6 protein-coding genes and 2 pseudogenes are annotated in these 13,030 nt (G+C 73.2%); 5 read left to right on the top strand and 3 right to left on the bottom strand.

Annotated elements, in window-relative coordinates; genetic code table 11:
• Window positions 1-56: 56 nt before the first annotated feature.
• A complete protein-coding gene (locus tag CIK06_RS16095) occupies window positions 57-2,102 on the top strand; it encodes an iron ABC transporter permease (RefSeq protein WP_095567888.1) in 2,046 nt (681 codons plus the stop codon).
• 21 nt (window positions 2,103-2,123) lie between these two features.
• The gene (locus CIK06_RS16090) at window positions 2,124-3,086 is read left to right on the top strand and encodes a siderophore-interacting protein (RefSeq protein WP_095565507.1); all 963 of its coding nucleotides are present in this window, start codon (window positions 2,124-2,126) and stop codon (window positions 3,084-3,086) included.
• A 99-nt stretch (window positions 3,087-3,185) separates the two neighbouring features.
• Here the strand turns inward: CIK06_RS16090 and CIK06_RS16085 are convergent, their stop codons facing one another.
• A complete protein-coding gene (locus CIK06_RS16085) occupies window positions 3,186-5,702 on the bottom strand; it encodes a glycoside hydrolase N-terminal domain-containing protein (RefSeq protein WP_095565506.1) in 2,517 nt (838 codons plus the stop codon).
• Between the two features lie 571 nt (window positions 5,703-6,273).
• Between CIK06_RS16085 and CIK06_RS31135 the strand changes: the two genes are divergently transcribed.
• Window positions 6,274-6,963, top strand: coding sequence for a hypothetical protein (locus CIK06_RS31135; protein ID WP_095565505.1), 690 nt, complete (start codon window positions 6,274-6,276; stop codon window positions 6,961-6,963).
• Window positions 6,964-7,532: 569 nt separating this feature from the next.
• Window positions 7,533-7,975, top strand: a pseudogene (locus tag CIK06_RS31130) (cellulose binding domain-containing protein); the annotation flags it as partial.
• A 140-nt stretch (window positions 7,976-8,115) separates the two neighbouring features.
• On the opposite strand, the pseudogene CIK06_RS16070 reads toward CIK06_RS31130, so the two are convergent.
• Window positions 8,116-8,942, bottom strand: a pseudogene (locus CIK06_RS16070) (DUF72 domain-containing protein).
• 266 nt (window positions 8,943-9,208) lie between these two features.
• On the opposite strand from CIK06_RS16070, the gene CIK06_RS16065 reads away from it, so the two are divergent.
• Window positions 9,209-10,843: an ABC-F family ATP-binding cassette domain-containing protein gene (locus CIK06_RS16065; RefSeq protein ID WP_095565504.1), complete on the top strand. Its 1,635-nt coding sequence runs from the start codon at window positions 9,209-9,211 to the stop codon at window positions 10,841-10,843.
• A 169-nt stretch (window positions 10,844-11,012) separates the two neighbouring features.
• On the opposite strand, the gene CIK06_RS16060 is transcribed toward CIK06_RS16065, so the two are convergent.
• Window positions 11,013-12,989, bottom strand: coding sequence for a discoidin domain-containing protein (locus CIK06_RS16060; RefSeq protein ID WP_369915982.1), 1,977 nt, complete (start codon window positions 12,987-12,989; stop codon window positions 11,013-11,015).
• Window positions 12,990-13,030: the final 41 nt, after the last annotated feature.

Raw genomic sequence — 13,030 nt, 5'->3', positions numbered from 1 at the left:
AGCTCGGCGTACCGGTCCGGCCGGAGCCGGCCAGCCGGCCGGCCCCGGCCGGGCGCATGTCCCGGCCGCGCATCGCCGTCGTCTTCGTCGTGGCCGTCGCGCTGCTGCTGGTGGTCGCGGCCGTCCACCTGACCCAGGGCACCTCCTCGGTCGGGGCCGTGGACCTGCTGCGGCTGCTGACCGGGGGACAGGACGAGACCGCCCGGGTCCTGGTCGCCTCCCGGCTGCCCCGGCTGCTCACCGGACTGGCGGTCGGCCTCGCGCTCGGCTTCGCCGGCGCCGCCCTCCAGTCTATGGCCCGCAACCCGCTGGCCTCCCCGGACACCCTCGCCGTCAACGCGGGCGCGCACCTGGCGATCGTCGCGGCGGCGGCGTTCGGGCTCACCCTCCCGGCGCTTCCGGCAGGCGGCCTGGCATTCTGCGGCGGGCTCGCCGCGGCCGGGCTGGTGCTGGCCCTCTCGGCCGGCGGGCAGGCCGCCACCACGCGGCTGATCCTCGCCGGCTCGGCGACCGCGATGGCGCTCGCCTCGCTCACCATGATGCTGCTGCTCCTCTTCGAGCAGGCCACCATCGGCCTGTTCGCCTGGGGGAACGGTTCGCTCGTGCAGGCCGACCTGGTCGCGTTCACCCAACTCGCCCCGGTCATCGGCCTCGGCGCGCTGCTGCTCGTGGCGCTCGGGCACCGGCTGGACATCCTCGCCCTCGGCGACGACACCGCCAGCGTGCTCGGGCTCGACGTGCGGCGCACCCGGCGCACCGTCATCGTGCTGAGCGTCCTGCTCTCGGCCGCGGCGGTGACGCTGGCCGGGCCGATCGGGTTCGTCGGGCTCTGCGCGCCGGTGCTGGTCCGGCTCCTCGGCCGGGCGGTGCCCGGAATGCACCGCCACCGGGTCCTGCTGCCGCTCTCCGGCATCGTCGGCGTGATCATCGTGCTCGGCTCCGACGTACTGCTGCGGGCGGTGCTCGGTGGCCAGGCCGGCGTCGAGGTGCCGACCGGGGTGGTCACCACCCTGTTCGGCGCGGTCTTCATGGTCTGGCTGGCCCGGCGGCGCCGGGACGCCGGACCCACCCGGCGGCCCCCGGGCGGCCACGCGGCGGTGCGGTCCCGGGCCGTGTACCTCGGCGTGGTCGCCGGCTGCGCCGCGCTGCTGCTCGGCGCGCTGCTGCTCGGCATGCTCGCCGGGGACACCTGGGTGCTGCTCGGCGACATCGTCAACTGGGTGCAGGGCCGCACCGGCCCGGCGTACACCTTCGTGCTGGACCAGCGCTGGCCGCGGGTCGCCGCGGCGCTGCTGGCCGGCGGGGCGCTGGCGGTGGCCGGCACCACCGTGCAGGCGGTGTGCCGCAACCCGCTGGCCGAGCCCGGCATCCTCGGCATCACCGGCGGCGCCGGGATCGGCGCGGTCGCCCTGCTCACCTTCGTCCCGCTGGCCGGGGTGGCGGCCGTCTCCGGCGTCGCCGGCATCGGCGCGGTGGCCGCGTTCGCCCTGGTGTACGGCCTGGCCCGCAGCGGCGGCCTGAACTCCGACCGGCTCGTGCTGATCGGCTTCGCGGTCTGGCAGGGCGGCAGCGCGATCATCACGTTCATCGTGGTCAGCTCCGACCCGTGGAACACCGGCAAGGCACTGACCTGGCTCTCCGGCTCCACCTACGGGCGGGTCGCCCCGCAGGTGCTGCCGGTGGCGGTCGCCCTGCTGCTCAGCATCCCGGCCGTGGTGGCCGCCCGGCGCGAACTCGACCTGCTGGCGTTGGACGACGACACGCCACGGGTGTTGGGGGTCCGGGTGGAGCGCGCCCGGCTGGTGGCCCTGGGCGCCGCCGCGCTGCTCGCCTCCACCGCCGTCTCCGCGGTCGGTGTGATCGGCTTCGTCGGCCTGGTCGCGCCGCACGCGGCCCGCGCCCTGGTCGGCAGCCGGCACGGCCGGGTGCTGCCGGTGGCGGTGCTGCTCGGCGCGGCGCTGGTCAGCCTCGCGGACACCCTCGGGCGCAGCGTCATCGCCCCCGCGCAGATCCCCGCCGGGCTGGTCACCGCGCTGATCGGCACTCCGTACTTCGTGTGGCTGTTGTGGCGCTCGCGCGGCGCCGCGAGCGTGGTCCGCTAGGAATCGACAAGAAAGGCTGCCATGCCCAGCACCCTGCCCGTCGCGCCCTGGCGCGTCTTCGACATCGAGGTCCGCGCGCTGCGCCGGCTCAGCCCGTCGTTCCTGCGCGTCACGTTCACCGGTGCGGAGCTGGACCGGTTCGCCGACAACGGCTTCGACCAGCGGATCAAGCTGGCGTTGCCGACGCCGGACCGGCCGGTGGGCTGCCTGCCGGCCGGCGCCGACTGGTACCGGCAGTGGCGGGACCTGCCCGACGACCAGCGCAGCCCGATCCGGACGTACACCGTGCGGGCCGTGCGGCAGGCGGCGCAGGAGGTGGACGTCGACCTCGTGCTGCACGGGGACGGCGGCCCGGCGACCCGGTGGGCGCGGCAGGCCCGGGTCGGCGACCGGGTGGCGCTGGTCGGCCCGGACGCCGGCCACCCCGGACCGCACGGCGGCCTCGAATTCCAGCCGCCCGCGGGCGGGCGGCTGCTGATCGCCGGCGACGAGACCGCCGCGCCGGCGATCTGCGGCATCCTGGAACGGCTGCCCGCCGACGCACGCGGCCACGCGCTGATCGAGGTGCCCGAGCCGGCGGACACCCTGCCGGTCACCGCGCCGGCCGGGATGTCGGTGGCCTGGCTGGCCCGCGCCGGCCGGGAGCACGGCGAGCGCCTGGTGCCGGCCGTGACCGAGCTGGCCGCCGCGCTGCTGCCCGCGCCGGCCGGCTCCGGGGTGGCCGGTTCCGCGCCGGCCGGTTCCGGGGTGGCCGGGCCGGGGGGTGCCGGCCGGTCCGGACCGGCGCTCGCCGAGGTGGACGTGGATCAGGAGATCCTGTGGGAGGTGCCGGACGCGGCCGGCCCGGCACCGCTGTACGCCTGGTTGGCAGGTGAGGCGGGGGTCATCCGTACCCTGCGCCGGCACCTGGTCGCCGACCGTGGGCTGGACCGCGGCGCGGTCGCCTTCATGGGCTACTGGCGGCTGGGCCGCGCCGAGTCCTGATCCCGCCGCCGGGACTCGGCCGCCGCGCCGGGACCCCGACGCCGCGCCGGGACCCCGAGGCCGCGCCGAGGCTTGGACGCGGCGTCGGCGCTCCCGGCATCACGGCGTCGCGACGTACCGGTGGCCGGCGCGGGCGTCGAAGGTGATCTGCTCGCCGTCGCGGTGCGTGCCGACCCGCCGGCCGGTGGTGGCGTCGACCAGGTGGAACCGGCCGGCGAACAGCGGGCTGCGGACCCGCAGCGGGCCGTCGCCGCCCGGCGCGAGGGTGACCCTGGTCGGCCTTGCGTCGGACCAGGCGATGTCCACCGTGACGTCACCGCGGGCGCGCAGCCCGTGGACCGAGCCGTCGGCCCAGCTTCCGGGCAGCGCGGGCAGGACGTCCACCACCCCGTCCTGGCTCTGCAGCAGCATCTCCGCGACGCCGGCCGTGGCGCCGAAGTTGCCGTCGATCTGGAACGGCGGGTGGGTGTCCCACAGGTTGTCCAGGGTGCTGGTCTTGAGCAGCTCGGAGAGCATCAGGTGGGCGTGGTCGCCGTCGAGCAGCCGGGCCCAGAAATTGATCTTCCACGCCTTGCTCCAGCCGGTGCCCCCGTCGCCGCGGGCGGTCAACGAGACCTCGGCGGCCTGGGCGAACTCGGGGGTCGAGCGCGGGGAGATCTGCCGGCCCGGGTGCAGGGCGAACAGGTGGGACACGTGCCGGTGGTCGTTGGTCGGGTCGTCCCAGTCCTCCTTCCACTCCTGGAGCTGACCCCACGATCCGATCCGCGTGCCGGGGTCGAGCCGGCGCAGCGTGTCCGCGACCCGGTCCCGGAAGCGCCGGTCGTCGCCGAGGGTGGCCGCCGCCTCCGACACGTTGGTCAGCAGGTCCCAGACGATCTGCTGGGACATCGAGGCGCCGGCCGAGAAGTCGCCCTGCTCGGGGGAGAAGCTGGGGCTGACCACGAGCTTCCCGTCCCGCGGGTCGACCACCAACTGGTCCAGCCAGAACCTGGCCAGCTCCTTCATCATCGGGTACGCCCGCTCGCGCAGGAACGCCCGGTCCCCGGTGAACCGGTAGTGCTCGTAGTAGTGCTGGGCGAGCCAGGCGCCGGCCTCCGGGAACCAGAACGCGGTGGGCCAGTCGTGCACCCCGGTGAACCCGAACGGGTTGGTCTCGTTGTGCACCACCCAGCCGGGGCTGTCGAACATCTCCCGCGCGGTGACCCGGCCCGGCTCGACCATCCCGTCGACGTAGTCGAACAGCGGAGCGGTGGTCTCGGACAGATTCGTCGTCTCGGCCGGCCAGTAGTTCATCTGGAGGTTGATGTTGACGTGGTAGTCGGCCGACCAGGCGGCGCTTGTCGCGTTGTTCCACACCCCCTGCAGGTTCGCCGGCAGCGAGCCGCCGCGGGAGGAGGAGATCAGCAGGTACCGGCCGTACTGGAAGAACAGCACCTCCAGCGCCCTGCCGGCGGCAGGGTCCAGCGCGCCGTCCCGGTAGCCGGCCAGCAGTTCGTCGGTGGGCACCGCGGGCATCCGTTGGCCGACGTCGAGCCCGACCCGCTGGAACAGCCGCCGGTAGTCGGCCAGGTGGGCCGCGCGGAGCGCGCCGAAGGACCGGGCCGCCGCCGCGTCCACCCGCCGGGTCACCGCGGGGTGCGGATCCACACCCCGGTACGTCGGGTACGCCTCGGCGTAGTCCGTACCGGCGGACAGCACCAGCGTCACGGCGTCGGCGCCGCGCACGGTGACGCTGCCGTCGCCGTTGTCCACCCGGGTGCCGCCGGTGTTCGTGACCTGGAGCTGCGACTCGTACCGCATGCCGTTGTCGGTCAGCGCGCCGGCGAGGGTGATCCGCCCGTCCCTGGCCGAGACGGTGCCGGACCGGTTGGTCTCGGTGCTCACCGAGACCGTGAACCCGAGCCGGCCCGGCCGGTCGGCGCCGAGTCGGGCCACGATGACGTTGCCGGGCGCCGAGGCGAGGTACTCGCGGGTGTAGTGGACCCCGCCGGCGGTGTACGAGACCCCGGCGGTGGCGTTGCCGATGTCCAGGTACCGGCGGTAGTCGGTGTAGCCGGCCGGCGGGTCGAGCAGCGCAAGGTGCACGTCCCCGAAGGTCTGGTAGCTGCCGTAGCCGATGCGCGGCTGGCCCAGCTTCTCGGCCACCCAGGTCGGGTCCACCCGGGTCTCGGCGGCGATCTTCTGCCGCACCTCGTCGAGCGCGCCCGGCCGCGGCTCGGTCCAGTTGCCGAAGTTGTATCCCTGCTCGGACCCCGGGCCGCCGGTCCACAGTGTCTTCTCGTTGAACTGGAGCTGCTCGGCGGCGACGTCCCCGAAGACCATCGCGCCGAGCGCGCCGTTGCCGATCGGCAGCGCCTGCGACTCCCAGTCGGTGGCCGGCTCGTCGTACCAGAGGGTCATCCCGTCCGAGGCCGACGGCGGGGGTGCCGGTCGGCCGGTCGGGACGGTGCCGGAGGCCGATGCCGGTAGCCCGAACGCGGCGGCGGCCAGCGCGGTCAGCGCGGCGATCCCGCGGCGCCGGGCCGCCGGGCTCCACCCGGTGCCGGTGGATCGCCTGCGGCGCGTCCCGTCCGATCGGGAGAACGACGACGGGACAACGGGTCCTGGCAACCGCATGGCAACCCCTCGATCACCCATATATCCGATGTGTCCCGCGCGACGTTACCGTTGACTCCTCTGTGGAGGCAAGGGATCCGATCGAGAAACCCAAATGTATCCCATGCTCTGAGCTGCTACTCCGGCGTACGGACTGGTTGCGCGTGGGTGGCCGGCGGGCGGTGCCGGCCGGTCCGGCCCGCGCCGCCGCGCGGTGCCCCGGTGGTGGTCGGGCGACGCTCGGATGGTGGTCGGGCCACCGGTCGGGCCACCGGTCGGGCCACCGGTCGGGCCGCCGGTCGGCCGGACGGGCGATGTCGAGAAGGAATCGAAAGTTTCGAATCCGGGACCGGGTGTCGGGACCCGCCCGGTCCGCGGTGCCTCCGCCGGGTGGGTATGCGGAATCTCGCGGAAAGCGCCTTCCAGTGAATATTGATGTATTGACATATCTCGAAAGTGTTGCGAAACTTTTCGAGTTCCGAAACAAGGGTGACATCGTTCCGCCCAATCTCATCCGGCGGCGGGGCGCCCGGAGTCACCTCCGGACCGACCGGCCGCCGGACAACTGGCCCTACCCGAAAGGAGAGCCATTGTGATCATCAGATCGGGTCGTTCCGGGCTGCGCTCGGCGACCGTCATGGCGGCGGTCGCGGCACTCGTGATCGCCGGCGCCGTCACCGGGGTGGTACGAACCACCCTGGCGGAGGCCGCGGCCGGTGCGATGCTGGCCGCCACCGGCGTCGAGGACGAGGGTGCCAACTGCGCGGTGTCGCTGCCCGGCTCGGTGCCCGCCACCTCCAGGCTGCCCGACCCGTTCAAGAAGATCGACGGTTCGCGGATCACCGACAAGTCGCAGTGGACCTGCCGCCGCGAGGAGATCAAGCGGCTCGCCGAGCAGTACGTCTACGGCCCGAAGCCCGCCAAGCCGGGGAGCGTCAGCGGGACCGTGTCCAGTTCGAGAATCACCGTGAACGTGTCCGACCAGGGCCGCAGCGCCAGCTTCTCGGCCACCGTCCAACTGCCCGGCGGATCCGGGCCGTTCCCGGCCGTCGTCGTCCTGGGCGGGCTGGGCGCGGACACCTCCACCATCCTCGGCGCCGGCGTGGCGATCATCAACTACGATCCGCTCGCCGTGGGTAAGGAGGGTACGGCCCGCAACAACAAGCAGGGCGCCTTCTACACCATCTACGGCTCCGGCAGCAGCACCGGCCTGCTGGCCGCCTGGTCGTGGGGGTCAGCCGGATCATCGACGTCGTCGAGCAGTCCGGCGGCAGCGTCCTGAAGGCCGACGCCATGGGCGTCACGGGATGCTCCCGGTACGGCAAGGGTGCGTTCGCGATCGGCGCGTTCGACCAGCGGATCGCGCTGACCATGCCGATCGAGTCCGGCAGCGGCGGCGCGCCGATCTTCCGCGGAATTCCCGGTGAGTCCGGGGCGCAGCCGCTGAGCAGCGCGTACTCCGAGCAGCCATGGCTGGGCGACGCGTTCGGCTCGTACACCGGCAACCCCGCCGGGCTGCCGGTGGACACCCACGAGACGATCGCCATGATCGCCCCGCGCGGCCTGTTCATCATGGAGAACCCGCACATCGACTGGCTGGCGGCCCGGTCCGGCAGCGTCGCGGCCCTCGGCGGGGCCGAGGTCTACAAGGCCCTCGGCGCCGGCGGCAACATCACCTACTGGTCCGACATCCAGGACGGCAGCCACTGCGCGGTCCGGCCGGAGTGGCGGACCCCGTTGCAGCAGAACCTGCAGAAGTACCTGCTGAAGACCGGCAGCGCGGCCGGCACGATCAGGATCTCCGGCCTCAAGTCGGGCAACCTGGCCGACTGGCGCGACTGGACCACGCCCACCCTGGCGGACGGCCCGACCACGCCGCCGACGACGGTCCCGCCGACCACGGCTCCGCCGACCACGGCTCCGCCCACGACGGCTCCGCCCACGACGGCGCCGCCGACGACTGTTCCTCCGTCGACTGTTCCGCCGACGACGGTGCCGCCGTCGGTGGGGTGTTCGGCGTCGGTGTCGTTGAATTCGTGGACGGGTGGTTTTGTGGCCACGGTGCGGGTGACGGCGGGGTCGGCTGCGGTGAGTGGGTGGACGGTGACGATGACGTTGCCGTCGGGGGCGAGTGTGACGAATGCGTGGAATGCGGATCGTAGTGGTAGTAGTGGGACGGTGCAGTTCACGAATGTGAGTTACAACGGTTCGATTGCTGCGGGTCAGTACACGGAGTTCGGGTTCCAGGGGTTGGTAGTGGGGGTGGGATGACACCCACCTGCACCGCCCGGTAGCCCGGCCCGCTGTGGCCGTCGGCGGGGGAGGGGGACCGGAGCGCCCTCCCCCGCCGACCCCGTGCCGCCGGCCACCACCACCGGCCACCACCACCGGCCACCGGTCATCGGTCGCCCGGTGGCCGGTCGTCGGTGGCCGGTCAGAACAGCGTCAACGGCTCGGCCGGGGCCGGCTCGGGCAGCGGTGCTACTGCGGGCAGGCGCGCCCGTACCTGCTCGTGGAACCGGCGGGCCAGCTCCGGCGCGTCGGCGTTGTCCGGGGTGTGCACGAAGAAGGTGGGGGAGCGGCCCTCACACAGCCAGCGGACGACCACGTCGAGCCACGGCTGCCAGCCCTCGACCGTCCGCGCCGGGTCGTCCCGGCCGAGGTACCGGACGATCGGCCGGTCGGTCAGCGCCCGGGCGCGCGGCCCGGTACGGGGCTTCTTCGTCCACGCCTCCCGCTCGGCGTCACTGGTGGGCGGGGAGCGGAACAGCGTGCTGGTGTCGAACGGAACCCACTCCGCCCCACCGCGTCGAGCGCCTCGGTCAACCCGTCCGCCGCCTGCCCGTCGGCGAAGAACGCCGGGTGGCGGACCTCCACGGCGTACCGGTGTGCGGCCGGCAGCCCTCGCAGGAAGCGGGCGAGCACGGGCACGTCGGTGGGGCCGAACGAGCCGGGCAGCTGGATCCAGAGGGCGTGCGCCCGCGGGCCGAGCGGCTCGATCGCGTCCAGGAAGGCGCCGAGGTCGTCGTCCGCGCCCACCAGCCGGCGTTCGTGGGTGACGGCCCGGGGCAGCTTGAGCACGAAGCGGAAGTCGGGACCGGTCTGCCGGGCCCACGAGGCGACCGTCTCCCGGGCCGGCGTGGCGTAGAAGGTGGTGTTCCCCTCCACCGCCGTGCACCAGCCGGCGTAGTGCCGCAGCCGCTCCTGCGCCGGCAGCGGGTGTGGCAGGAAGCGCCCCGACCAGGCCCGGTGCATCCACATGGCGCAGCCCACGTGCAGCCGCATCCCGCCCCCTTCCGACGTACGTTGTGGTGATTATCCGGGTGTGCCGACCGTGGCGGTGAGCTACCGTTGGCGGGTACCCGAGGATCGGAGTGATCGTGGCAGGCGACGACGACATTTCCGGGTGAGAGCCCGGACCGGCCGCCGGGCGCGCAGCAGCGCGCCGTCGCCGTGGCCGTCCTGTCGTCCCTGCCCCGCACCGGGCGCCGAGGTGCCTGCCCGGCCCACATCCTCCGAGGTCAACAATGTCCGACGGCTGCGTCGTCTGTTCCGCCCTGTCCTTTTCCTGGCCGGATGACACTCCGGTCTTCACCGACCTGTCCGTCTCGGTCCCCGAGGGGCGGACCGGGGTGGTGGCCCCCAACGGGGCCGGCAAGAGCACCCTGCTGCGGCTGCTCGCCGGCGAGCTGCGCCCGAGCGCCGGCACGGTGACCGTGCAGGGGCTGGTCGGCTACCTGCCGCAGCACCTGCCCTTCGCGGTCGACCAGACCGTCGCCGAGGTGCTCGGCGTCGACCGGGCCGTCGCCGCCCTGCACGCCATCGAGTCCGGCGACACCCACGAGGACCATTTCGCGGCCATCGGCGAGGACTGGGACGTCGAGGAACGCAGCCGGGCCGAGCTGGACCGGCTCGGCCTGGGCGAGGTCGGCCTGGACCGGGCGCTGGGCACGCTCAGCGGCGGCCAGGTGGTCTCGCTGGGACTGGCCGCCCAGCTGCTGCGGCGTCCGGACGTCCTGCTGCTGGACGAACCGACCAACAACCTCGACGGCGACGCCCGGCAGCGGCTGACCGCGATCGTGCGCGGCTGGACCGGCTGCCTGCTGGTGGTCAGCCACGACCGCGCGCTGCTGGACGAGATGGACCGGATCGCCGCCCTCGACCACGGACAGATCCGCTGGTACGGCGGCACCTACACCGAGTACGCGCAGGCCGTCCGCGCCGAGCAGGAGGTGGCGCAGCGGCAGGTGCGTACCGCCGCCCAGGACCTCAAGCGGCAGAAGCGGGACATGCAGCAGGCCCGGGAGCGGGCCGCCCGACGGGCCTCCACGGCCAACCGGCGGCTGCCCGACGCCGGCCTGGCCCGGATCGTCGCCGGCGGACTGAAGCGGGACGCCCAGGTCTCCGCGGCCCGGGCCGACGAGACCCACGCCGCGCGGGTCGGCGCCGCCTCGGCGAAGCTGGACCAGGCCAGCCGGGCCGCCCGGCAGGACGACCGGATCGCCATCGAGCTGCCCGGCACCCAGGTGCCGGCCGGCCGCACGGTCTTTGCCGGCCAGCGGCTCCAGGCCGCCTACGGGGGCCGGGCGGTCTTCGCCGGCGCCGGCGTCGACCTCACCATCCGCGGCCCGGAGCGGATCGCGATCACCGGGGCCAACGGGGCGGGCAAGTCCACCCTGCTCCGGATCGTCGGCGGCGACCAGCGGCCGGAGTCCGGCCGGGCGAGCCGCGCCGAGGGCCGGGTGGCGTACCTGTCCCAGCGGCTCGACCTGCTCGATCCCGCACGTACGGTCGCGGAGAACCTCGCCGCGTTCGCGCCGACGCTGGCCGACGCGGACCGGATGAACCTGCTGGCCCGCTTCCTGTTCCGCGGCGACCGGGTGCACCTGCCGGTGGGCGTGCTCTCCGGCGGTGAGCTGCTGCGGGCGACCCTGGCCTGTGTCCTGTTCGCCGAACCGGCGCCGCAGTTGCTGCTGCTCGACGAGCCCACCAACAACCTCGACCTGGACAGCGTCGAGCAGTTGGAGAGCGCGCTCACCGCGTACCGCGGTGCGCTGCTGGTGGTCAGCCATGACGCGCGGTTCCTGGCCGCGATCGGGGTGCGGCGCTGGCTGCGGCTGGCCGACGGCCGGCTGACCGAGACGTCCGGGTGGACGGACTGACCGGGACGTCGCGACGGACGGACCCGACCGGCACGTCGCGGGTGGACGGACCGGTCGCGGCGCCGGCGGCGGGATGCCCGGACCCACCGCCGCCGGCGCCGCGAGGGGCGCGTTTCAGGAGAACCGGCCGGCCTCGGCCCGATTGCCCCGGCGAAACGCGCCCCGGCGGTTACGGATAACTGACCAGGTTCACCGGTACGGTGTCCGTGCCCTGCGCGGTCGCGCCGGTGTCGTTGATCACGTGCACGATCGAGCCGGCACCGCCCAGCGACACGGTGAGCAGGTTGTGGAACCGCACCCCGGACCGGTTCGGCGCCTCGAACGAGTGGTACGCGGCGATGCTCGGGTCGACGTTGAAGTAGCAGTAGCTACCCATGCCCCAGCCCTCGAACGAGGTCACCGACGGAGACACCAGGAACGCCGGATAGCCGGTGCGACCACCGTTCGTCCAGGCCGCCGCGTTCGGTGGATCGTACGGCAGCTCGTTCTGGAAGAAGATCGTCCGGCCGTTCGCGCCGTTCCAGATCACCTCGGACTTCTGGTAGTGCTCGACGAACAGGCCCTCGGCGATGACGTCGTCTCCGTTGACGATCAGGCCGGTGTCCGCGGTGTTGACCGTCCAGCCGACGCCCGTACCGTGGTCGGCCCGCCAGGCCCAGATGTGGTCGATCAGCGTGTTCCGCTGGTTGACCACCAGGCTGGTGGTGGCCTTGCCGGCACCGGCGCCGCCGATCCGGAAGAACACGTCCTGGACGCTCGTCGGGTTGGCGGCGTGGCTGGCGCTGGATCCGCTCGGACCCACCTGCAGCAGCACCGGCGAGTTGACCGGGCCGGCGTCGAACAGCAGGCCGGCCAGCCGGACCCCGTTCACGTCGGCCACCGACATCGGCACGACGCCGTTCTGCGGGATCAGCGTGGGGTAGCCGATGCCCAGCACGACGGTGTCCGCCCGGTTGACCGCGATGGTGCCGGTCACCGGGTAGATGCCCGGGGTGAACAGCAGGTTGAGCCCCTGCGCCAGCGCGGCGTTGATGGTGGCGGTGGAGTCACCCGGGTGCGCGACGTAGAAGTTGCTCAACGGGATCGACGTGCCGGGGGTCGAGCCGTTCTGCCAGGACGGTCCGACCGCGTTGGTCCGCAGCGACGGCACGAACACCTGGTACGCCCCGGCCGAGTCGAGGTACAGGTACGGCACGTCCCGGCTGACCGGGGTCTGCGCCAGCGTGGTGTACGGCGGGTTCGGGAAGCTGGTGGCCGGTGCGCCGGTCACGCCCGAGTTGACCATGTTCCACACCGCGTTCAGGTAGCCGCCGACCGCGCTGTCCCGGGTGTACCACTGCTGCTGGGAGTACGGCTGGACGACGCCGGTGACCCGGCTGTCGGCGATGTACCCGCCGCTGGCCCAGCCGTACGAGGCCGGGGCCAGGTTGAGGTTGCCCTGGATGTCCATCCGCCGGAACGGCGCGGCCTGGGACACCGCCCACCGGGTGAAGCCGGCCGACGGGAACACCTGCATGTTGGCCGCGGAACGCCAGAAGTTCTGCGTGGCGTTGCCGTCGAACCAGCCGGCATCGACCGTGATGTCGCCGTGGATCCGCACGTCGTCGGGGTTACGGCCGAGACCCATGATCGAGGTGTAGAAGCCGATCTGCGCGTTGATCCCGGAGTAGTCACCGGGCTTGAACATCAGCGCGTACCGCTGGCTGCCGAACTGGTTGGACTCCTGCTGGGCGAAGACGGTGTCCAGTTGGCCCTGGATGCTGGCGCTGGACATGGACGGGTCGAAGGTGATCACGTTGGGGCCGAGTGAACCGCCGCCGGGAATGGTGCCGGTCGAGGCCGCCCGGATGGTGAACTCCCACAACGAGTAGCCCCACTGGGTCGCCCGCTGGGTGCCGTACATCCGGACGTACCGGCCGGTGCCGGTCACGTCGAGGGTCTGCACGCCACCGCCGCTGGACGTGGTGGAGTAGACGGTGGTCCAGGTGGTTCCGTTGGCCGAGGTCTGGATCTGGTACGCCCGGGCGTACGCGGCCTCCCAGTTGAGGGTGACCTGGCAGATCGAGCGGGAGCTGCCCAGGTCCACGGAGATCCACTGGGGATCGCTGAACGCGCTGGACCAGCGGGTGCCGGTGTTGCCGTCCACGGCGTTCGAGCCGGGGTGCCGCCGTTCTCGGTGGAGGAGAC

The organism is Plantactinospora sp. KBS50, assembly GCF_002285795.1.
Lineage (GTDB): Bacteria > Actinomycetota > Actinomycetes > Mycobacteriales > Micromonosporaceae > KBS50.
Note: the sequence above shows the minus strand (reverse complement) of the source record. Positions and strands in the feature narration are given on the sequence as shown.